The following is a 24,532-nucleotide window of genomic DNA, read 5'->3' as shown; positions in this document are numbered from 1 at the left end:
CAAGGTTATTAGACAATTAATAAGTTTTATAACTATAGTTTAATTCTTCGACAAAAAGCCTTCTAGACTTTTTAATATACCAGGTAACATTTCATCTCAATCTTTTTTAGAGATTTCATTTATATCTCAGCTATCAGGGGTTATAAACAATTCAGTGTTGTTTGTATTAGGATCTAATTTAAAATAGTTGATGTAATCTAAAAAAATATTTTTGTCATATTTGCTATTGTTTCATTGGCCATAATTCCCAGTAGCAGTGCTATACAAATTCCCAAGTGTAAATTTGCCAAAATCATAAGTGTTTATTTTAAAAACATTAAACTTGTTTGGCATTAACTTGTTTACAGGTTCTAGCAATTCATCTAGATCTATATAACCTGTTCCAATTTCACTTTCTAAAAGATTGCTTTTTCTAAATTTTATTTTCTTTACAAATTCAAAAAATTCCCTAAAGCTCATTAATTTAGGCCTATAAGCAAAATCAATGTCTATATAGTTAAGTAAATCACGAGATTCATTTTTGTTTAAAGTGGCCATTACGCTAATATCATCAAAATTATAAAGTTTGTTAAACTTAAATGTCAATGCGTTTATTTTTTTAGAATTAATAACAAGCACTTCTTTTTTAACGTCAAAAATTCCAAATTTTCTGTGATTATTTATTAGTACAGTGTTGTTAATTTTAGGCAAATCCTCAGCATATTTATAATTCTCAATATAAGAATTTCACGGATCATAATTTCTTGGGCGAAAGTCATAAGTTTTATATGTTTCTTCATTGTTGTCATTTGTATATTCAGAAAGTATTATAGCTCTCTCACGCTTTGCAAAAGACACAAGTTTAACTGAATTTTCGTAAACATCTTTTGATAAAAAAGCTGATAAATTCTTAAATTCACTTCTTTTCAAATTAGTTGAATCATTTTTAAACTTGTTGTTCCAAAGATGATTCATATATTTAAGCCCACTAAAATATCGAATATTTCCTGGAGTTAAAGCCTTATATGTTAGTTTTGAATTATATTGCTTCACAACTTTAGAATTTTGAATTTTATTTGAATAAAAGGAGTCAAAAGAGCGTATTGTGTAAATCAGGTATGAAAGGTATTCATCTTCAATATTTGGATATTCCTTATTTGCTGCATAAGTAAAACTATTAATTAATTTAACAAAATTGAAAAAGACATCTTTAAATCTTTTCTTGAATTCAGGATCTGCGTCAAATCATTTATATTTATGGCTTAATCTCTCTAAGGTTCCAGTTCATCTTAGAATTTTATTAATTTTACCTTCATATAATTTAAAGTCAAAGAATTTAAACCGCTCCTCAAATTTTCTTTCTGTATCAGTATTATAGTACACACCACAAGACACAGTTAGTATAGAAGAAAGAATTGGCATGAAAATTGCACCAAGACAGAAGCCAGCATTGGTTTTTTTACTTAGTGCAAATCTCTGTAGCTTTCTAGCCATACATTCTCCTTAAGATGCTCTCAGTATTTTTGCTTAATTTGTGGTATGTATTTTTTATATGGTTGCAAGGCTGGATGTGTCGCGCGGCAATATGTTCATTACACTCCATAGCCATTATATACATTTTCATTATTATGTTGCCCGCAATGTGTTTTTATAAATTGAAATTGATCATTTTGAGAAAGCAAATAATTGCTATCTAAGTCACTTACTTCCACAATTCCAACTTTATTGTATTTGCTAGACGAGTAATTAGTAGGTCTTCTGTCTCTACCACGATCCCCTAGTTTATTATAGTAAGGGACATACATTCTAATCAATTGCATATAATCACTTTCATCAATAGATATAGAGCTATCTTTGTTTAACTTAACTTTGTCATCAACAATTTTCAAAAGCCCAGAAACAGAAAAAATGGGAGATATATTGGGCTTAAAATTAACTTATTCAACTTATTCATAGTACTAAAATAATTATAACATTATTAATAAGTATGCAAATTTATGAGCGGAAGGGGATTGCCCTCATATTCAAATAATAGCTATTGGAAACTAAAACCGATAAAAAAGCAATAGAATTAATCTAGTTAATTCTCAATTTTATATTTAATATATATGGTAGCTTCTTATAACACTATATATTTTCTCGCATTATATGCAGCAAATTTTTTCAATCTTGCTCCGAAACATTGCTTAATTTTCAACTGTCTGGTGTAAGCAATAATTGAGTGTTCATAGTTTTAGTGTTTTGATTTAATAATCGAAGATAATCTATAAAAATATTTCACTGATTTATATAACTCTCCCAACTTCAAATATCAATATGTGGTCTATTGAACTTACGTAGCGTCGATGGTTTTCCAAAATCCGAAGTTTCTATTGATAAAACTATAGGTTTGTTTGGATCTATACCACTTATGTTTTTAAAAAGTTCATCCAGGTCAACAAAACCAAGGGAAATTTTGTCTTCTGAAAGATTTTTGCTACTAGAACTAGTTCGTTTTTTAAAGTTAATAAACTCCTTAAAGCTCATTAGTTTAGGCCTATAAGAAAAATTAATGCTGATATCATTAACTGGTGCTTCGGAGGGTAACTTATATTTTATTGCATTAACACTAATATCATTTATCGAATAAGTGTTATTAAATTTAAATGTCAAAGCGTTTATTTTTTTTGAATCAATTATTAAAGTTTCCTTTTTAACATCAAAAATCCCAAACTTTCGATACTTATTTATTACAGAATCGTTGTTTATTGTTGCAAGGAGTTCAAGATTCTTTTTATCATTGTAAATGTTAAAAGCACTGCTTTCAACTTTTATATTTTTCCCAGAATTTATAATTACTTTGTTATCAGGCTTAACAAAGTAATTTATTGTGTCTATGTATTGATTGAGATGTGAATACAACTTAAGCAAATTTCTGTGAATATCATTTAGCAGATGATAAGACAAATTTTGTCAATGTTTGTTGTCAGTATGATCTTTGATTGCAGATTTTCTCATTAATAATTCTTTTGCATATTTAATGCCATCAAAGTAAAATAAATTGTCAAGAGTTAAAGCCTTATGTACATTTTTTGGATCATATTCTTTTGCAATTTTCGACTCTTCAATTTCATTTGAATAAAACAATTTTTTGTTTTCGCCAGTATAGTACAAGTATGAAATATATTCGTTTTCAATTCCAGGAAACTCATAATTTGGTGCATAAGTGAAACTAGATATTAACTTAAGAAATTCACCAATTTTCTCTTTAACTTCTGGGCTATATTCCAAAACTCATTTATCACCCAAACTAAATACTTGTATTCTGCTATCAATAATCTTTCTGATTTTGCTCTCTAAAATATTAGTATTTAAATAAATAGAAAGTTCGATTTCATTATAAGTTTGATAAAACGTTCCGCAAGATGATGAAACAAACATTGGAATACTTATGGCAAAAGGCAACGCTGATTTTATCAAAAAGGAACGGGCTCAACTTCCACTACATTTGCATAGTTTTTTATTCATACATTTTCCTTTAAATGTTCTCAGTATTTTTGTTTAATTTCGTGAATATATTTTTTATATGGTTGCAATATTGGAGCTTCAGCATAATAGTATGAATAGTTTGGATCATCTTTGGAAAGAATAACATTATTCTTCCAGATAAGATAGTCTCAAAATATTCTAAGATATCTTTCTAGTTCATCATAATTAATAAATATTTTATAAGTTTCATTTCAAATGGGGATAGGTTTATAAAAGTAAACTTTTTGTATTGTAACATTAGGTTCATTTCCTAATTTTGTTTCTGTTGCAGAATTATACATTGACATATAAGTATGGGTTGTCATATCAGCTTTTATTGAAAAGTATGGTATATGATCGAAGCTTCAATCAGGGTTAATTGCGCTGTTGTATTCTATTGCTTCTAATAAAATTGGAAGTCATTTATTTCTAAACCGGCTAACAAATGAATTATTTTTTGTATTATAAAGTTTTCAGTATTTAGCAAATGACATTTTCTGCTGTCAAACAAAAGTTGAATCTCAATGCTTTCATTGGCCTTGGACTGCTGTATCGGCATAAACTTGACTTTCAGTTTTTTTATTTATAAAGTCTTTACCAAGTTCATGAGGGCGAATTGTTTTTATTTTGTCACTATTTCAAATGTCTTTCATTTTAAAATATTTAGGTATTCCAAAGCCTGTTTTGTTTTTAGCTCTATTGTGTCTTCAGTGTTCATACTCAGAAGTCAATTGATCAAAATTAAAATCTTTATGTTTATATGCTTTAGTTGATGAATAATTGGCTGAACCTGCTAACAATAGCTTAACATCAGCAATTGACAACTCTTTTTTTAATTTACTTTGAAGACGTGATATAAGTCCTGTTATCATTGGTGCAGATTTACTGGTTCCGCGAAAATCAAACAAGTATGATATTTTGTTTTTGAATTCATCGGAGTCATTTGTAGTTTTTATGTATTTTTCTATACGATCATAATCATCTTTATAATATTTGTTTTTTGATAATTCATCTCTGTCATTTTTTAGATCATTTCCATAAGCAGAAATAAATGGAAATGAACCATAATTATCCTTGGCATATGAACTAAAATTTGTTGCAATATTCTTTCAATTTACTGAACCTACTGAAATAATACCATCATGATAACGAAGACTTTGCCAATCTAATAAAGAATTAAAGAGTTTCTTTTTTCTGTTTTCAATATCAAGAAAATCAGAAAAGTCGAAGTCACGTAATCATCGATCATTACCATTGTACGTTCAGCTTTGATTACCTAATGCATTATCAATAACAGGTTGAATTTTAGCTAACGTTTTTTTATTATAATTTTCGTAATTTTCATTCTTTCAATATTTTGTTGCTGAATTAAAAAACTTTTTAAATATATCGTAAATTTTTTGCTTTGAAATGATGCCATTATCCATGAATTCTGGTCTATTTAGTAAATTATTATCCACCATTGTCTTTGATAATTCATCATTGTCATTTCCGCTGGATTGAATAATCTTAATATTATTATCCAATGCATATTGACCTATTGCTTTGTACTGTTTTTTAATATCATTCATTCCATAAATATGCATATTATCATAAAGTGAGAAATAGATAATTGCCTTAGATAGATTATAAAATATGCTTCTGTATTTATAGATATCGTCTAATGACATTTTGTAGTCATTATCAACATCATCATATTTTTTATCAGTTTTATAGCTATTCAATGTGTTGGCAGTTCTTGATCCAATTTGCCCAAATATATCAGCTGGCCCTAAACTCATATTTATTAGCCTTATTCCAAAATTTTTATGTAGATTTATAATGCTATCAATTATTTTGTTATTATCCAGCGTTGTATAGTATATTGAAGCATCTTGGTTGATACCAAAGTCTGTACCTATTATTGAAGCTACAGCATATCCATGATCTGAATAACTTTTTGAATTATAAGGATTTGTTCTAATTATTTTAAAGTCGCTGTTTTGTGAAAGTAAATAATTGCTATTAATATCTTCTACCTCAATAATCCCGACTTTATCATATACACTAGATGAATAATCACTAGGCATCTTTTCCCTATCCCACACTCCTAATTTGTTGTAGTATGGGATATACATTTTAATTAACTGTTTATAGTCATTTTCATTTATTGATATATTGCTATTTTTATTGATTTTAACCTTGTTATCTACAACTGGTAAAACAGCGGAAACAGAAAAAATTGGGGCGAGGTATATTGGGCTTAAAATTAACTTATTCATACCACTAAAATTATAAATATATTAATGGATATTTAAATTTATGAGTGGAATAAGTTGGTGTATCTAATTATGATATTTAAAATATAAACTAAGATTTATAAAGAAAAAAGTGATAGAAATAATATGGTCACTTTTTGGATTCCTAAATAGGCAAACACTAATAAATTGTATCTTTTAGCTAAGATCAGGAACAACAATAGGATATTTAATTTTGTCCATATTACTATTCATAAATCTCATTGCAGCATCGTAAACTAGCGGTGGTATGAATTGTTCCTTTTCGTCTGCGCAAACTTCAAAATAAGTATCAAATGCATCAGGTCTCATTGCAAACATTATAGAGCACCTTGCTTTTGCAAATGATTCTATTGTTTCTTCTGTGTATATTGATGAATCCTTATTAACTTGATTGAACAAATCCATTAGTGTTTGTGTTTCATTATTTATGTTTACTGGCATGGATGAAAAGAAGTAAACAACATCTGCATTAGTAAAAAACACAAATGCTCTATCAGACTTAGCAAAAGTTGCCTTATGTTCTAATATATCATCGCCTTTTATAACAAAAGTTGCATTATTGTTAGTTTTAAGTTTATAGATTTTACCGATATTTATTTTTCCCATAATTGGATTATATTCTAATTGTACAAAGTTAAATAATTCTGAAAACAGAATGACAAAATATATTCACAATGTATATTGCTTATAAATAATTAAGAGTATCGTTTTTCACATTATTATTTTAATAATTACGAATCATAATGATACATATCTTTTGGGTGCTATGTTATACTTATAATGCTATAAAACAGAATTGCATGTAAAATAGTTGGCTTTTATTGGCAAAAGCATAAATGCGTAGATACTAACTATATTCTTGCCTCTCTAACATTAAGCTATTCATTAACAAAGCAAAAAGCACCACAAGTTAACTTGCGGCGCTTTTTGTTGCCTTTTGTTAAAATTTGAGTATCTAAATTAAAAAAAGAAAGGCTTTTACATTATATATGATTAGCAATGACAAAAATACTAGTTATTCAACTGACCTATGCTTGCTTAAAAAGAAATTAAATGTGCACGGCAAGTACAAGTTTAATTATGTACATTATGTAATTGATGAAACGAATTGAGATGAAATATTGACCAAGTCAAATCACAAAACCAATAAAAATAACATTAGCCCGTTGAGACTTAAAGAAATTCTTGAAAGGCTAATTGCTGGCTATGATATGAAAACTGTTTCTAATATTGTGGGGTTTAAATCAAGATCAATTTATAACTTATTTGACAGAATTACAATTGAAACAAAGCGTGGCTATGCTAAATATCAAAAGAAATGTAAATTGTGTGGTATGGACTTAAAAGGCAAAACAGTATATGTAATTAGTGCTCTCAAATTTTTGAATTTAATTGAAACAAGACATGATTCAAAAAAATTAGAAAACAATTCTAAATTGCTTATGAAATACATTGACATTTTTAAGTTTTACAAACAGTTACTGTACTTTTATTTGAAGAATAGAAATAGTTTTAACTTAGATAGTAAAGCTGTTAAACAGTCTGTGGCAAGCATTATTTTTAAATACATAAGAGAACTAGAAGCACAGGGAAAACTTCAAAATTCATATATTCCATCAGTTCAAAACTTTTACCGTATATTGGCTAAACATAGTGCTTTTGGTCTAAAATTAGATATTCTTCCATATAAATCAAACGGCAAATATGGAAGCAGAACAACAGTAAAGCATGAGACAAAGAAAAAGACAATAGGCAAACTTATTACTGAACGTCCAGAATCAGTTAATTTAAGGTTAAATGACAATGATTATGAAATGGACACTGTAATTGGTTTAAGATCTGACAATTATTGCATTCTTACATTAATCAACAGAAAATCTAGAATGTTTTATTGCGCGCTCTCTAGAAGAAATGCAAAAGCAATAAAAGAAAATTTGGAGAAATTGATTAAGGACAATAATCTTGTTATTGACACATTAACTATTGATAATGGAAGTGAAAATTACAAACTTCCAGAGATAGAATCAATCAAAGAAATTTTCCATTGTCATCCTTATTCATCATCAGAAAAAGGTAGCATTGAAAATGCTCACAGGCTTTTAAGAAGATACATTCCAAAGGGAAAATCTATAGATAAATATGTTGGTCAAGATCTAAAACCAATAGCCGATTTTATAAATTCACATCCAAGAATTTATAAAGGTGTCTCAGGCTTTAAATGCGCTAAGCAAATGCAATAAAAATTAACATCAACACAAAATTTTGCACTTTTGAGTACTCAAAAGTATCTTTTCTTTATTCTTTTTTTATGCTTTAGGCCATTTTCTTGTCAGAACCACCAAAAATTGGTATTATTTTTCCAATACTCAAATTAGGTGCTTTTTAATTTAAGAATTTATACTCTAACATTAAGCAATTTATGTTGATATATTTATTAATAAATATATTAAAATTTATAAACTATGAATAAGAAATACGATGCTATTGTTATTGGTGGTGGTCATGCCGGGCTAGAAGCTGCATTCGCAATTTCTCACAAAGGTCATAAAACACTTTTGCTAACCTTTAACTCTAAAAAATTAGGAATGATGCCATGCAACCCATCAATTGGTGGACCTGCTAAAGGGATTATCACTAGAGAAATTGACGCTTTAGGTGGAATGCAAGGATTATGAGCTGATTTAGCAACTATTCAATTAAAGATGCTTAATCTTTCAAAAGGACCTGCAGTTAGAGCACTAAGAGCACAAATTGATAAAGAAAAGTATTCTGAATTAGCTTATGAATATGTTTTAAAACAACCTAATTTAGACTTATTAGAAGGAGTAGCTGAAGAAATTTTAGTTGATGATAATGGCTATTTTAAAGGTGTTTTGGTTGAAAATATTGGCAAAATAGATGCTAAAGTATGTGTCATAACTACTGGTACATATATGAACTCTAGAATTTTAAGAGGTCAAGATATAACTACTAGCGGACCTGATAATGAAAAAACCACACCTAAATTGAGTGCATCATTAGCAAAATTAGGCTTTACATTACAAAGACTAAAGACAGGAACACCACCTAGAATTTATTCTGATTCAATAAACTTTGATGAAGTTGAACAAGAAGTATTAAGTGATGTTAATATTTCATTTTCATCGCGTTCAAACTTAAAGATGCCAAAACAAATAGCATGTTATTTAACTTACACAACCCCAGAAACTCATAAAATTATTGAAGAAAATATACATCGTTCACCAATGTATTCAGGAGTTATAGAAGGAATTGGTCCTAGATATTGTCCTTCTGTTGAAGATAAAATTGTTAAGTTTCCTGACAAAGAAAGACACCAAATTTTCTTTGAACCTGAAACAGCAGATGGTGCTATTACATATGTTAACGGTTTATCTACTTCTATGCCAATTGATGTACAAGAGTTAATGATTAAGTCAATTCCGGGATTAAGAAATGCAAGAGTCCAAAAATGAGCTTATGCAATCGAATATGACGCTTTAGATCCATTGCAACTTAAAGAATCGCTTGAAACCAAACTTGTGCCCAATCTTTTTACAGCAGGTCAAATTAACGGAACTAGTGGCTATGAAGAAGCTGCTGCGCAAGGATTAATAGCAGGTATTAATGCAGCTTTAAAATTGGAAGATAAAGAACCAATTGTTATTCTAAGAAACCATGGTTATATAGGTGTTTTAATTGATGATTTAGTAACTAAGGGCACAAAAGAACCATATAGAATGCTAACTTCAAGAGCTGAATATAGATTATTATTAAGAAATGATAACGCTGATGACAGATTAAGCGAATATGCCTATAAATCAGGTATGATTAGCAATGATGAATATCAAAAAGTTATTGACAAATATAAGTTAATTGATGATGAAATTCAAAGACTGAATTCAACACATTTATCAGGGAAAAGCGATGTTGCTCTAAAGTACAATATCACAAATGGTTCAACATTATTAAATGTTATTTCTCGCCCTGATGTAGATCCTAATGACATTATTCCTGATTTTCCATACATTGAAGAAATAACAACAATGGTACGATTGTATGGTTACATTGAAAAGCAAAAATCTGATGCAAATAAAGCAGTAAGATTAGAAAACTTAAGAATACCAGAGGATTTAAATTACTTTGAAGTAAAGAATATAGCTATAGAAGCTAGACAAAAATTTGAAAAAATTAGGCCTGCAACCATAGGGCAAGCTAGCAGAATAAGTGGGATTAATCCTGCAGATATTCAAATGTTGATGTTCCATTTAGAATCAAGGCATAAGAAAAACTATGACCAAAATTAAAATAATAGCTGTTGGGTCGTTAAGCCCTAAATTTAAGAGCCTTTATGATGAGTATGCTAAGCAAGTTGGAAACTTTTGCTCTTTGTCATTTTCCGAGATTAAAGAATTTAGCGAAGAAAAAAACATAGAAGTAAAAAAAGAAAAAGAGACTAAATTAATATTAGAGTCAATTATGCCTAACTCTAAAGTTATTTTGCTTTCATTAAAAGGTAAGCAAGTTGATTCAGTTAGTTTTTCAAAATTGATTGAATCATACACAAACCAAAGCATAACATTTGTAATTGGAGGTTCTGATGGAGTTTGTGAAAATTATTTTGATAATGCACTCAAGCTATCGTTTTCACAAATGACATTCCCTCATCAGTTATTTAGAATTATGCTAATTGAACAAGTTTATAGAGCTTTTATGATCTTAAACAACAGCAAGTATCATAAATAATTTGGCTGTTTTATAGAGTTATAAGTAAATTATTACTTTATAAATGGGAGGTGCTTATTCATAAATCAGTTAGTGAAAAACAGGAAAGAGCCAGAAAATTATTTGGTGAAATGCCTATTTCTAAAGCTATATGAATAGTTGCTATTCCTAGTTTATTAGCCTCAATGATGGTTGGTCTATACTCATTTATAGATCAAATTTTCATTTTGCAATTTGTACCAAAATATAGTAATGTGTTTGGTAAAAGTGATAGTGAAATTGTTAGCTATTTAACTCTTAGCTTGCATAATGTAAACACTAGTGAGCTATTCAAAAGTTATAATGAAATGCTTAATGCATATAATGAGCAGGCGACTATAGCGAATGTATCTAAGTTGACTGTTATAAATTCAAATACGATAGTATCAACCACAACCGCTTCATTTACTCCATTAATTATTTTTTCTAATGCAATTGTTTATTTAGTACCAGTGGGTTCGTCGATTTATTACACAAAATGTGTTGGGAAAAAATTAGAAAAAACAGGCAAAAACTTATGAGCTACTATGTTCTGAGTAAGTGTTATACTTTCAGTTCTTTCATCTTTTATAACTTTTATTGCAATATGGTCAGGATTATTAGATAAAATAGCTGGAGTTACAAAGATTGACTCTATAGTAGCGAAAAACGCCAACATTAGCGCAGAAAGGTTGCAAGATTTTTACAATGCTGCACATAAATTAAGCGTTCAATGAGCAAAGCAATATATTTATATTTACGCCAGTGCAACTGTTTTACAGTGTTTAACGCTTTATTTATCGTATTTTATACGTTCTGAAGGATATAACACTTATGTTATGGTTTGTGGAATAGTTGCAAACTTAATTAACATCGCTTTAGATGCTTTATTTATCATTAATTTTAAAATGGGTGTGCTTGGTGGCGTTGTTGCAACTGTGATTGGGTGACTTTTTAATACATCTGCATACATTATTTATATAGTAGTTAAAGATAGGAAGCAGAAAACGTGGCTATCAATCAAAAGTTTATTTAAATTTAAATTTAATAAAAAATTACTGGGCCCAATATTCTCACTTGGTTTAGGAGGCTTTTTAAGAACATTTGGCATAGGCTTTTCATTTATTATAATGAATCTATTAATAGCTAACTCGCACTTTGCTATGCCAGAATACTTTCAATTTTTCTGGGCAAAAGGACAACCAATTGTAAGTTTATTTTTGATATCTTTTTTTGGAATAAATGATGGCGCAAGAAGTCTATTTTCATACAATTACACTCTTAGAAAGTTTGATAGATGTAAAAAAGTTTATCTATGAACAATGCTTATCGCGCTTCTTTACTCAATAATTGTTTATGTTTTTGTTGCTTCTACGGCTAATAATTTGTGGGTGTGAATTCTAAATGTTGATAGCGATAAAATTGAAGGGACTGCAACCTTTATCAGAGTTATTTCACTTAGAATTTTAGCTGTCTCATTAACTATCAATTCACTCCTTGCTTTCCAAGGGGCAAATGATGTTGAAAAAACAATATTCTCATCAGCTTTCGAGAATTTTATATCATTTGTAATTGTTATTCCAATATCATATGGAATTGCCTATGGTGTCTACAAAACAACCGGAGATAAAGAAATGGCCAACTGAATTATAGTGGGAGCATTTGTGTTTAATTGCTTATTATCTTCGTTAGTCCTAATGGGCCTTTCATATTGATTTGTATTTAAAAAAATAGAAAAAATTGACCAGACAAAACTAAGTTGAAGTAGAAAAATTGAGCACAAATTTTTCGAAATGGCTCAAAAAGCCGAGCTCATTGATGTGCCGTAATAGTAATATTATTTATTCAGAGACATTTTTGTGAAAAAACAATAAATTAATAGTTATTTTGCATTTCTTAAAATTTAAAATCAATAAAATTCTACATATTAGTATATTCAATTTATAATTAAAAAAACACACAGGAGGCTTTAATGACATCAATAACCTCAAATATGCACCAAAAATATGATGAAGTTCAAAAGGAACTTAATTCCCTATCAAAAAATGAATTTAAGCAAATGATTAAAGAAAGAAAAACAACAGAAGCTAAGAAAACTTTCTTTTTCTTTGTTCTTTCAATTTTATTTTTATCTTTTGCACTCTTGCTATTAATACCACTAATATTATTTAATAAGCTAGATCCTTGGCAAACAAAGGAAGCAATTGAAAATGCAACAGCATCAAAAACACAATTATCTGATACTGCGAAAAATGTAAGCTGAGCTTTATTTGCTCTTATAATAATTTTTATGCTAGCAGGTTCTTACATTCTTTCTTTATATTTTTCTAATAAATTTAAAACAAAACAACAAGCATACAAAAGCATTGATTTTAGCCCAGTAATTTCAAAAATCTTTACTTATGCAAATCTGAACTTTTCACAAACTGATGTTTCTGACAAGACTTCTGCTTTAGCTTTAGAGTTATATAGAAAAGAAGATATGGTAGAAAGTGCTGTTGTAGCAAAAGCATTTGTTGCAAACGACATTGATAATAAAAATCAATGAACTATCAATGAAGTTCATATACTTAAAAATAACAACATTAAAGAAAATATTTTATTGCTAGAGTGTGCTATTAGTCAAGAATATTTAGATAAATCAAACCATGCTAGTTTTTATGGTTTTAACCAATTAAATAATAAAGAGAAATTAATTAAAAATGTTGATTCTAATTTTGTCGAAATTAACAGTGAAATAGGCTTATATGCTACAAATGACAATATTTCTAAATCACTAATTGATGACTTGAAAAAGTTTGCTGATGAATTTAGATTAGAACAAAATAGCTTTGGATTTATATACAATGAAAAAGATGCTAAATTAAACATCTGGTTTAAGTCACAAAATGAATTATTCAACATTATAAAATCAGTTGATGTTGCTTCAACATTACTAAATCATGTTTGATTACTAACTGAAATTATGAATAAAACTTCAGTTTTAATTTAGTTATTCAATATGACTAATGTAGAGAATATGGACTTTACCATATTTTTTATTTTTCTGAATCATTAACCCTTGCGGAATTTCTATTTTGTTGTTATTGTTAGTTTCAACTATAATTAAGCCATTAGTAGATAAAAAATTATTTGTCTTTATTAATCTTAAACATTCATTTAACAAATCATATTCAGCATAAGGGGGGTCAACAAAAATATAGTCAAAAATTCTTCCTGTTTTTGACTTCAAAAATGAAAGTGCATTCATATTGAAAACATCAATATTATTTATTTGCAATGAATTAATGTTTTCATATATAACTTTAACTGCTTCTTTATCCTTTTCAACTGCAACTGCTTTCATTGCATAGTTGCTAACAGATTCAATTGCCATTGAGCCTGATCCTGCAAAAAGATCTAAGACAATTTTTCCCTCTATTTGCATCCTAATTGAAGAAAAAATAGCCTCTCTAACTTTATCCATAGTAGGCCTGATATCTTTAGATTTTGGTCAATTTAAATGCCTGTGTCTATACTTTCCTGAAATAACTCTTATCATCTTGTTTCCTATGCCCTTGTATATTAATTATGAAAGCAACATTGTTTTTTTAAATTATAATATTTCCATGAATGTTCATGATGTAGAATTAGTAAAGTTGCCAAAGAAAGTTTTAAGGCAAAAATCTGTTAATGTTCCAATTCCATTAAGCAATGAAGACATTGAATTAGCAGAAAAAATGATTTATCACATAGATGATAGCCAGAAAGAAGGCTCAAAGTTTCAAGCTGGCGTAGGTGTTGCGGCTGTTCAATATGGAGTTTTAAAAAGAGTTTTCTATATTAATGTTACTGAGGATATGGTTGATGACAAAAAATATGCATTGAGGGATGTTTTTTTTAACCCTGTTGTTATTGCCAAATCTGAATCAAAAATCGCACTTTCACAAGGCGAAGGCTGTCTAAGTGTAGGCAGAAATATTAAAAATCAATCAGGTGCTGTTTATAGGCATAAAAGAATAGTTATTGAAGCGTACTCATATTTTGAAAAGAAAGTAAAAAGATATGATCTTAAGGATTATCCTGCAATTGTGGCACAGCATGAATTGGATCATTTAGATGGAAAATTATTTATTGATAGAATAGATCCTAAAGATCCATGAGATTCATCTAAAGGTGAATTTATTTAATAAGGAGGCAGCATGAAAATAATAGAGAGTCTTGAAAATATTGCATTCAACTCTTGATCAATTCTAATTCCTATTATCCTAGTTATTTTTATTGTTATATTAGCAATATTCTCAGGTCTTAGGAGAGGAATTTATGGTGGACTAATTATTCTGTTATTTGGCCTATCAGGCTGAATTATAGGGATTTTTGCCGCTAAGCCATTAGTTGATGTTATTGTAATCAAAACTAAAATTACACTCCCGGGAAACAAACAAATTGATGCCGAAATATTAAGAAAAATGTTTTACGGAATTGCAATGTTTGTAATTCAGATACTGTTTTTAATAGTTGGTGAAATTATTTCATTGCTCTTAAGAAAATGAATTAGAAAACCACTTAAAAATATGCGCGAAAATAAAGTTTCGTCAGTCGGAAGTCGTTCGTTAGGTGCTGTTCTTTCTACTGCTGGCATAGTTCCTTGTGCAATTTTAACTGCCAATGTAACTGGGTTCTTGACTACAAACAATAAAGTTATTGATGCTAATGATAAAATGCTTAACTATATATCATTCAAAAAGGCTGAAGGAGTTTCTAAATACACTCCTGGACTTATTGCTAGTGCCAAAATTGGCAATGATTTGTTAAATGCTTCAAGTGGTTCAAAATTAGATGAAACTGTAATTGGGGCTTTTGAATGGTACTTACAGCAATTCGCAAACCCAGATAACTATGTGTTATTATCCGTGTCAAAAGATGGCCAAGCTAAACCAATAATTAGCACAAATGCATTAAAAAACATTAATAGAAAAGAAGAGCAAGAAAAAGTTTTACAAGGTCTAATTCCATTTATATTAGGTGATAGCTCTGTTAAAAAGAACGGAATTACACTATTTTTCAACTTTAATACATCATCTGCTGGCGCATTCAAATATGATTCAAACTCTGGCAAGATAGAAATAAATACAGATAACAGTGAAAATACACAATTGAAAGTAAAAAACATAGGGAAAATAAGCAATATTTTCCAACTATATACAGCAACGCCTGAATCATTTAGAATATTAGAATATTTAAGTAAATTGGGCTTAAAAGACGCAAAGGCTTCTGAAGGTTTTGATGAAATATATAGTTTAGTAGATCAAACAGAGCCAGTTTGAGACATTTTAAATGCTGCACAATTAAAATTCAATATGAATCCTAGTTATAGAATAAAAGTTTACGACAGAGAATATGTCAAAAGAATGAAAGATATATTATTTGACTTATTTGAAAAAAACACAGGTGGCAAGTTTAAGTATGATAGAGAAGAGCTTAATGAAGAAAAAATGAAAAGTTGAGTAACTATCCAAACCATACACCAAAAAATATATTGAATAGTTTCATCTGTTATAGATAATGTATTTATAACTCCTGAAAATGTAAGCAATTAGTTTACATTTTTATTTTTTCTTTTAGGTCTGTTTTATAGTATTAAAACACAAGGTGTTCAGTTTAAATTATGACTAATAAATTGCAACATTTCATATTAATATATAATCTATTATATGAGTAATTCTAATTACGATGCAAGTAGTATTCAACAACTAAAAGGTCTAGAAGCAGTTAGAAAAAGACCAGGAATGTATATAGGCTCAACAGATGTTAATGGTTTACATCATTTAATTTGAGAAATTGTAGATAACTCAATTGACGAAGCTTTAGCGGGCGAAGCAAATGAAATTGCGGTAATCTTAAAAAATGATGGCTCTGTTGTTGTTTCTGATAATGGTAGAGGAATTCCTGTTGGCAAAACTCCTAGCGGCAAAAGTGCTGTGGAGTTAGTTTTTACTGAGCTTCATGCGGGTGGAAAATTTAATGAAGGAGCATATAAAACATCTGGTGGTCTCCATGGCGTTGGTTCTTCAGTTGTTAATGCTTTAAGTAATAAACTAAAATGCCTTGTTTATAGGGATAAACATATATATGAAACTATTTTTGAAAACGGAGATAATATTGTTCAAAAAACACATATTATTGGCTCGACAAACAAAAGAGGAACTCTAATTCAGTTTTGACCTAATTACGAAATATTTAAAAAAGCCAAATTTAATTTTGAAACCATAGCAGAAAGACTAAGAGAGAGCAGTTTTTTAATAAGCAATTTATCTATTAAACTACTTGATGAACAAAGTGGCAAAAGTGAAGAATTTAAATATTCAAATGGTATCAAAGCTTTTGTTGAGTTTATTAATGATTCTAAGACTGCACTATTTAATGTTTATTCATTTAAAACAGTAGTTAATGAAATAGAAATTGAATGTGGTTTTCAGTATACAGATGGCTTTAATGAAACAATACTTTCATTTGTAAATAATGTAAAAACCAGAGATGGCGGCACTCATGAAATTGGACTTAAGTCAGCCATTACTAAGACATTTAACGATTTTGCTTTAGATGAAAAAGTATTAAAAGGTAAAAATACATTTGATGGAGAAGATGTCAGAGAGGGCTTAACAGTAGTATTATCAGTTAAAATACCTGAAAAATTCTTAGAGTTTGTTAGCCAAACTAAAGATAAGTTAGGTACTCCTGAAGCTAAAAGTGCAGTAGAAGAAGCAGTAAGTAAAAATTTAAAAACTTGAATAACTGAAAATAAACAAATTGCTAAAAAAATCTTAGACAAAATTAAAAGAGCATCAGATTCTCGTGAATCAGCTAGAAAGGCTAGATTAGAAGCTAGAAAAACCAAAAGTGCTCTTAAAGAAAGACAAATTTTAAGTGGAAAACTTACGCCAGCACAGACTAAAAATGTAAAAGAAAAAGAATTATTTTTAGTTGAAGGAGATTCAGCTGGTGGTTCAGCTAAATCAGGCAGAGATAGAAAATTTCAAGCAATTTTACCCCTTAGAGGTAAAGTTATAAATACTGAAAAAGCTAGATTAATTGACATATTAAAAAATGAAGAAATAAACACAATAATTAATGCAATAGGCGCTGGAATTGGTGTTGATTTTGATATCAACAAAATTCAGTATGATAAAGTTATAATTATGACTGATGCTGACACTGATGGCGCACATATTCAAATATTGCTTTTAACATTTTTCTTTAGACATATGCGTAAGTTAATTGAAGAAGGCAAAGTGTATATTGCGCTTCCTCCGCTATTTAAATTGTCTATAAACAAGGCACAAAAGAAAATTTTATATGCTTGAGATGAAGATGAATTGAAAGAACTTTTGCAGAGCAAAATGAAAGGTGCTGAAGTTCAGAGATACAAAGGCTTAGGCGAAATGAATGCTGATCAATTATGAGAAACAACTATGAATCCTAAAACTAGAACATTAATTCAAGTAAGGATTCAAGATGCTGCTTTAGCTGAAAGAAGAGTTTCAACACTAATGGGCGATAATGTTGATTCTAGAAAAGAATGAATTAACAAAAATGTCAATTTCACAATGGAAGATGACTTTGAAATATAGTTTTAGGTAAATTATGAATAAGAAAAAAGAGCAACAGTTAAACGATTTGTTATCAAAAATTGTTCAAGAAAACCTTGATACTGTAGTAGCTGACAGATTCAGCAGGTACTCAAAATATGTTATTCAGCAAAGAGCGCTTCCTGATGTTAGAGACGGACTTAAGCCTGTACAAAGAAGAATTCTTTACTCAATGTATGATTTAGGATTGCAACACAATAAGCCATTTAAGAAATCAGCTCGTGTTGTCGGTGATGTTATTGGTAAATATCACCCGCATGGTGATAGTTCTATTTATGACGCAATGGTTAGGATGGGGCAAGAGTGAAAAATGGGGCATACATTAGTAGAAATGCATGGTAATGTAGGCTCTATTGATGATGATCCTGCTGCAGCAATGCGTTATACTGAAGCTAGACTTTCTGAAATAGCCGATTATGTTATTGGCGACATTAAGAAAAATACTGTTAAGTTTGCACCTAATTTTGACGATTCAGAAAAAGAGCCAGTTGTTATGCCGGTTCTTATTCCTAATTTGTTAATTAATGGCTCAACCGGCATTGCTTCTGGTTTTGCAACTGAAATGCCACCGCATAATTTAAACGAAATATTAGATGCAGCTATAGCAAAAATAAAAAATCCAGCCATTGAGCTTAGTAAAATAGCTAAAATTATCCAAGGGCCAGATTTTCCAACTGGTGGGGTTATTTATGGAACTGATGGTATTCATGAAGCTTTTGAAAGGGGAAAAGGCAGGATAACCTTAGCTTCTAGATATAATGTTTACTCAGATAATAAGTACAAATATATCGAAATAACTGAAATACCTTATGGAGTTGTAAAGTCCAAATTAGTCCATGAAATAGACTTAATCGTCGATTCTGAGGAAGTTGCAGGATTAATAGAAGTTAAAGATCAAACTGATCGTAATGGAATTAACATTTTGATAACTTTGGATAAAAATGTAAATGAAAATGTAATAGTAAATTATCTCTTCCTAAAAACACAAATGAGAATTTATTATAACTATAATAACGTGGTTATTGATAATCATACACCTAAAACAATGGGGATTTCTGCGCTTTTAGATGCATATTTAAAACATGTTAAAGATGTAAAAGTTAAAACAATTGAGTTTGATTTAATTAAGTATAAAACAAGGTTAGAAATTGTAATAGGGTTTTTAAAGGTAGCTAAAATTACTGATAAAGTTATTGAAGTAATTAGAAAAAGTGAAAACTCAAAACAAGGGGTTATTGATAATTTGATGTCAGCTTTTGACTTTACATTAAATCAAGCCACAGCAATCGCAGAACTTAGACTTTATAAATTGAGTAAGACAGATGAGCATACTTTTATACTTGAAAAACAAGAATTAGAAGAAAAAATTAAGCAATGCGAGTTACTATTAACTAATCCTGATGAGTTTAATAATTATTTAGTTTCTCTATTTCGAGATCTTAAGCATAAATTTGGCAGAATCAGAAGAACTTCAATTGAAATTGAGCAAATAAATTCATCTGTTAATCAAGAAGATTTAGTGAAAGATGAAGAAGTATTTTTAGGCATTAGCAAATTTGGATACATAAAAAAAGTATCCAAAAAGACATACGAGTCTAACTTGATAACCACTTATGGAATTAAAGAGGATGACAATATTTTATTTTATGACTTAGCTAGCTCATTGGATAAATTATTACTCTTTACAAATTTAGGAAATTATGCTTATTTGCCTGTTTTTAAGGTTAATGAGTCAAAATGAAAAGAGTTTGGAATTCACCTCAGCGACTTTGTTGATTTATCATCTGGCGAAGAAATAGTTAGTGTTATAAAAGTATCAGATTTTGATGTTACCAATTATGTATGTATGTTTACTAAAAAGGGTCAAGGCAAAAAAGTTTTACTCAAAGACTTTGATGTTTCTAGATTTAGCAAAACCTTTATGGCTATGAAACTTAAAAATGATGACGAGTTAATAAGTGCCAAGCTTTCAAATGGATTAAAAGATGTATTGCTTATAACTAAGAATAATTTTGCTTCATTATATTCAGAAAATGATGTACCTATTTATGGATTAAAATCAAATGGAAATAAGGCCTGTTATTTAGCTAGCGGCGATGAATTAGTCTCTTTTACAGTTGTAAAACCAAATGATTCAGTTGCATTAGTTAGTCAAAGCAATAAGATAAGGCTAATTAATGTTTCTGAAATTTCAACGGTTTCTAAGCAAAATAAAGGCGTACCTATTTTTTCTAAAGGCAGATTGAATAATGCAATTGTCCAATGTGATCCACTTTTAAATGAAACTAAATTATTACTTGTTAATAATCAAGGGCAAGCTCATTTTGAAAAAATACAGAATTATTTTAAACAGGCTTCTACAAAATTTATAAATTTTGATGCAGATGACATAAGAACAATTTCACTTATTTCTAATTATTCAAGTACTACTAATGATAATGAATTTCATTCATATGAAAAGGAATCATATGATGAAAATCAGCTAATGAACAAAGCAACTGAAACAAAAAATTCAATCGATTTAAGCATAGATGAGATACTTTCAAAAGTTGATGAATTACTTAAAAAGGACAAAAAGTAATCAATATTTGCAAATGACTAAAATAATTGTTTTATAGAGTTATAAGCTCTATTTTTTATTAATTTTATGAAAATTTCAAAAATTGGTAAAATTAATTATGAAAACATTTTTATATTAATAAAATAATGTCTAAGGAAAATTATGAGTACATTGACTAATAATAAGAAGGAAAAGTTTCTCCTACGTTTCCCACTTAGTCGCGAAAACACTCAGTTTTCGGCGGCTATATTTTTTTATAAAAAAAAATATAATTTATTATACTTTTATGCTTAAATATGATATAATAAAAACATGAAGAAGTCGAAAAACGATGCAAAAAGACAATGAAGAACATCAATAGCAAGAGTCAAAAAAGGTGAATACTTATCAATTGGAGTGCCAAGACCAGATAACAAAGGTTTTGTATACAGATTAGGATATGGTTATTTGCATGAATTAAAACAATATCACGATGATCCGCTAACAATTATCAAAGCAATTATTGCAAACTTTCCATTGTCTTGAACAAAAGAACAAGCAAGAACTAAATTAGATGAGATTTTTAAAGAGAAAAAAGAGACCAAAAAAGAAGTTTTAGAAAGGTTTAAAGGTTACGAAGTAGTTGAAAAACTATTTGATTATTTCAATATTTTTAACGATTGTTCTCCCACAAAATCGACAACATTAAAAGATGTTGTTTTACAGTTGATTTATCAAAGAATTAAAAATCCAATAAGTGTTTTTAACACTTATATGACAGCAAAAAAAGAAAAAATAGACACTTATTCAAAAAATTCATTTTATAGATCATTAGACTATATAGCAAAAAACAAAGATGAAATTTTAAGAAATTTAAATGCAAAAATTTGTGCAAATACTAATAGAAAAATTGATGTATTATGATTTGATGCAACAACTACTTATTTTGAAACATTTTCTCGTGAAGGTTATAAAAAACCTGGCTATTCAAAAGATGGAAAATTTAAAGAAGACCAGATTGTTATAGGTATGGCAACTGATGAAAATGGGATACCGTTACACTACAAAATATTTCCAGGAAATGTTACTGATTCAAATACTTTCATACCATTTATGCTTGAAATTGCAGATATTTATGAAGTTAACAATGTAACTATAATTGCTGACAAAGGAATGAGCGTTAATAGAAATATTAGATTTTTAGAATCTAAGAATTGAAAATACATAATCTCATATAGAATGAAAGCTGGAAGCAAACAATTTAAAGAGTATGTATTAGATGAAAAAGATTATGTAAATGATGGTGGTTTGATATACAAAACTCGTGATATTGCATCTTCATACAATAAAAAAAGAATTAATGGACATTTTAGAAGACAAATAATTAGTTTTAGTCAAAAACGAGCAACTAAAGACAAAAACGATAGAGACATTTTAATTCAAAATTTCACTAAGAAAATGAATAAAGATAATCTTGTTTCTTGTGATGATCTAGCGGGATCTAAAAAATATAGATTCTTCAAGCCTATAAACAAAGGTGCATTTTATGAACTTGACATAGAAAAAATACAAGAAGATCAAAAATATGATGGATACTATGTTTACGAAACAAACAGAACAGATTTATCAGTAAAAGAAGTTATTAATTTATATTCAAAACAATGACAAATTGAGTCTAATTTCAAGACATTAAAAGGTAAATTATCTCTTCGTCCAATGTATTTATCAACTTGAAACCATATTGTTGGTTACATTTGCTTATGTTTCATTTCATTAGTGTTTTTAAACTACATCATCTACATTCTAAATTCAAAATTAGGACTGACTGGAAAAAGTAAAATCACTGAGCATAAAGTGATTAATGTTATCAAAGAAGTTAAAGAAATTGAAGTATTTGTAAATAAACAAAAAATCGAAACTATACAAGTTTATAACGACGAGTTACAAGAAAGTTGGCAAACTTATCAAATATTATTAGAACTTTTAACAAAAGAAAAAGTCACTTAGACATTACATTATAAAAAACATAACTTATGAAATCAAAAATTTACATAATTATGTTTTCTTTGTTTTATGCTTAAACTGGGAAACGTAGGAAAAATTGGTAAAATTAATTATGAAAACATTTTTATATTAATAAAATAATGCCTAAGGAAAATTATGAGTACATTGACTAATAATAAGAAGGAAAAGTTTCTTTTTGCTATTGACTTAGATGGAACTTTGCTCTCTTCTAGTAGAGAAAATATAGTTCCTGAAAATTGCATTAAGGCTATCCAAAGAGCTAAAGATGAAGGACATGTTGTATGTATTTTTACTGGTCGTCCCTGAAGAAGTACAAAACCAATTTATGATATGTTAGGTCTTAATACAGTTGTTTCTAACTATAATGGTGCACAAATTCATAATCCAAAAGATGATAATTTTATTCCTCACATTAAATATTTAAATTTAAACGAAATGCTTTATATTCTTGGCGATCAAAAAGTTAAAAAAGAAATATCAAATTTAGCTATTGAAGGGCCGGGATGAGTTCAGTTAGAGCACCGTGATGATGATATTGAAGCAGTTTTTGGTTTTAGTTCAGCTGAAAAGTTTTCTGTAGGAATAAATCTTAATAAAGTACCTTTAAGCCCAACCGGTATTGTTTTTGATGTTAAAGAAACAACCGATGCTGAAGAATTAAGAAGGTACTTAAGAGCTAGATATGGTGACCTTGGTGAATTTTCATATTGATCAAAAGGCGAGGGCTTAACACCAGTTTTTGATATCACCAATGTTACTGTAAATAAGGGAAGGGCTCTATCTTTACTATCTAGATATTATGGTGTAGATTTAGACCATACAGTTGCCTTTGGCGATGGATTTAATGATGTTCCAATGTTCAAAGTTGCTACAGTTTCAGTTGTTTTAGGAAATGCAGCTGACTTAGTTAAAAGACATGCTACAGTTAGATTGAAGAAAACTAACAAAGAAGGTGGTGTTGGAGATTACATCAATAAGTTCTTGGATAATCCAGAAAAAGAAATTGCTAAATCCAAAGCAATGGCACTAAAAATGAGAAAAGTTTCTATTCAGGAAGAAGAATAACTTGCAATTTTTAGACTTAGATGTTGAAAGCAGTTTATTAGAAAATAAAAGCATCATAGGTGTTGATGAAGTGGGCGTTGGTGACTATTTTGGTCCACTTTGTGCCTGTGCTGTTTTTATTGATGCTCAAAATGTAAATAAAGTAGCCGAATTAGGAATAAAAGATAGCAAAAAGCTAAGTGATAAGAAAATCAAAGAGTTAGCATTAAAGCTTAAAAACAGTGGCTTAATCTACTATTCATTAGCTCATTTAAACCCTTCCGGTTACAATAAATTAAATAAAAGTTACAATGCAAACATTTTGAAAATGTTTGTTCATCTTAAAGCAATTAATTCTGTAGTTTTTAAGCTTAAAAACATAAAATATGACTATATATTCATTGACAAATATGCTTCGGTTGATAATATGCTAAAGTATTACAATGAATTAGTAATTAATAATAATTGAGCTAATTTTCAAGAAATTAATGAAGATATTTTGATTGCAAATAAAGCAGAATCATATAGTGTTAGCGTTGCTGCTGCATCAATATTGGCTAGAGATCAATTTTTAACTTTGGTCTCAAAAATGAATGATGAATATAACACTGTATTTCCATTAGGAGCAGGACCAAAAGTTAGCGCATTTGCTAAAGATTTTTTTGCAAAACACAGTTATGATGAAGAAGTTATAAAAAAAACATGCAAAAAAAGTTTTAAAATGAACATTTTGAACTAACTTTGTATTGTTTTAATAACTTAATTAATCTGTTTTATAGTAATAGACGTAA

Annotated in this window: 17 protein-coding genes and 1 pseudogene; 12 read left to right on the top strand and 6 right to left on the bottom strand. The window is 28.8% G+C overall.

The annotated features are described in order from the left end of the window. Positions 1–39 precede the first annotated feature (39 nt). The 5 genes and pseudogenes from MBOVPG45_RS03360 to MBOVPG45_RS03340 form a co-directional block, all read right to left on the bottom strand. Entirely contained in the window at positions 40–1,473 is a 1,434-nt protein-coding gene (locus MBOVPG45_RS03360) for an Mbov_0186 family lipoprotein (protein ID WP_013456363.1), read from the bottom strand. A gap of 101 nt (positions 1,474–1,574) precedes the next feature. Continuing rightward, positions 1,575–1,933 (bottom strand): annotated as a pseudogene (locus MBOVPG45_RS03355) (S8 family serine peptidase); the annotation flags it as partial. Positions 1,934–2,106: 173 nt separating this feature from the next. Then, positions 2,107–3,486 (bottom strand): Mbov_0186 family lipoprotein, encoded by a 1,380-nt coding sequence (locus MBOVPG45_RS03350; protein WP_013456200.1) that lies wholly within the window; start codon positions 3,484–3,486, stop codon positions 2,107–2,109. After that, a complete protein-coding gene (locus MBOVPG45_RS03345) occupies positions 3,432–5,747 on the bottom strand; it encodes a S8 family serine peptidase (protein ID WP_013456232.1) in 2,316 nt (771 codons plus the stop codon). Before MBOVPG45_RS03345 ends, MBOVPG45_RS03350 begins: the two co-directional genes overlap by 55 nt. Positions 5,748–5,921: 174 nt before the next feature. After that, entirely contained in the window at positions 5,922–6,371 is a 450-nt protein-coding gene (locus MBOVPG45_RS03340; RefSeq protein ID WP_013954624.1) for a hypothetical protein, read from the bottom strand. 605 nt (positions 6,372–6,976) lie between these two features. Between MBOVPG45_RS03340 and MBOVPG45_RS03335 the strand changes: the two genes are divergently transcribed. From MBOVPG45_RS03335 to MBOVPG45_RS03315, 5 genes are all read left to right on the top strand, one after another. Beyond that, a complete protein-coding gene (locus MBOVPG45_RS03335) occupies positions 6,977–8,005 on the top strand; it encodes an IS30-like element ISMbov1 family transposase (protein WP_078086175.1) in 1,029 nt (342 codons plus the stop codon). A 222-nt stretch (positions 8,006–8,227) separates the two neighbouring features. Then, positions 8,228–10,069: a tRNA uridine-5-carboxymethylaminomethyl(34) synthesis enzyme MnmG gene (gene mnmG, locus MBOVPG45_RS03330; protein WP_013456630.1), complete on the top strand. Its 1,842-nt coding sequence runs from the start codon at positions 8,228–8,230 to the stop codon at positions 10,067–10,069. Beyond that, the gene (locus MBOVPG45_RS03325) at positions 10,056–10,508 is read left to right on the top strand and encodes a 23S rRNA (pseudouridine(1915)-N(3))-methyltransferase RlmH (RefSeq protein WP_013456311.1); all 453 of its coding nucleotides are present in this window, start codon (positions 10,056–10,058) and stop codon (positions 10,506–10,508) included. Before mnmG ends, MBOVPG45_RS03325 begins: the two co-directional genes overlap by 14 nt. Before the next feature lie 110 nt (positions 10,509–10,618). Next, positions 10,619–12,334, top strand: coding sequence for an MATE family efflux transporter (locus MBOVPG45_RS03320; RefSeq protein ID WP_080551574.1), 1,716 nt, complete (start codon positions 10,619–10,621; stop codon positions 12,332–12,334). Between the two features lie 143 nt (positions 12,335–12,477). Continuing rightward, positions 12,478–13,497, top strand: coding sequence for a hypothetical protein (locus MBOVPG45_RS03315; protein ID WP_013456371.1), 1,020 nt, complete (start codon positions 12,478–12,480; stop codon positions 13,495–13,497). Here MBOVPG45_RS03315 and rsmD read toward each other — a convergent pair whose 3' ends face one another. After that, on the bottom strand, positions 13,498–14,046 hold the full coding sequence (rsmD, locus tag MBOVPG45_RS03310) for a 16S rRNA (guanine(966)-N(2))-methyltransferase RsmD (RefSeq protein ID WP_013456611.1): 549 nt from the start codon (positions 14,044–14,046) through the stop codon (positions 13,498–13,500). It lies immediately after the preceding gene. Between the two features lie 67 nt (positions 14,047–14,113). On the opposite strand from rsmD, the gene def reads away from it, so the two are divergent. From def to MBOVPG45_RS03275, 7 genes are all read left to right on the top strand, one after another. Beyond that, positions 14,114–14,674 (top strand): peptide deformylase, encoded by a 561-nt coding sequence (gene def, locus MBOVPG45_RS03305; RefSeq protein WP_013455969.1) that lies wholly within the window; start codon positions 14,114–14,116, stop codon positions 14,672–14,674. A 12-nt stretch (positions 14,675–14,686) separates the two neighbouring features. After that, positions 14,687–16,084: a CvpA family protein gene (locus tag MBOVPG45_RS03300; RefSeq protein ID WP_013456207.1), complete on the top strand. Its 1,398-nt coding sequence runs from the start codon at positions 14,687–14,689 to the stop codon at positions 16,082–16,084. Between the two features lie 114 nt (positions 16,085–16,198). After that, positions 16,199–18,115: a DNA topoisomerase IV subunit B gene (gene parE / locus MBOVPG45_RS03295; protein ID WP_013456118.1), complete on the top strand. Its 1,917-nt coding sequence runs from the start codon at positions 16,199–16,201 to the stop codon at positions 18,113–18,115. 13 nt (positions 18,116–18,128) lie between these two features. Beyond that, on the top strand, positions 18,129–20,714 hold the full coding sequence (gene parC, locus MBOVPG45_RS03290; RefSeq protein WP_013456439.1) for a DNA topoisomerase IV subunit A: 2,586 nt from the start codon (positions 18,129–18,131) through the stop codon (positions 20,712–20,714). 291 nt (positions 20,715–21,005) lie between these two features. Then, the gene (locus MBOVPG45_RS03285; protein WP_013456357.1) at positions 21,006–22,679 is read left to right on the top strand and encodes an IS1634-like element ISMbov3 family transposase; all 1,674 of its coding nucleotides are present in this window, start codon (positions 21,006–21,008) and stop codon (positions 22,677–22,679) included. A gap of 153 nt (positions 22,680–22,832) precedes the next feature. Next, positions 22,833–23,762: a Cof-type HAD-IIB family hydrolase gene (locus MBOVPG45_RS03280; RefSeq protein WP_013456442.1), complete on the top strand. Its 930-nt coding sequence runs from the start codon at positions 22,833–22,835 to the stop codon at positions 23,760–23,762. Position 23,763: 1 nt separating this feature from the next. Next, positions 23,764–24,480 carry a ribonuclease HIII gene (locus tag MBOVPG45_RS03275; protein WP_013456527.1) on the top strand — a complete coding sequence of 239 codons (717 nt, stop codon included), beginning with the start codon at positions 23,764–23,766 and terminating at the stop codon, positions 24,478–24,480. Positions 24,481–24,532: the final 52 nt, after the last annotated feature.

This window comes from Mycoplasmopsis bovis PG45 (assembly GCF_000183385.1).
GTDB classification, from domain to species: domain Bacteria; phylum Bacillota_I; class Bacilli_A; order Mycoplasmatales; family Metamycoplasmataceae; genus Mycoplasmopsis; species Mycoplasmopsis bovis.
The sequence above is the reverse complement of the archived record's forward strand: the minus strand, read 5'-3'. Positions and strand labels throughout refer to the sequence as shown.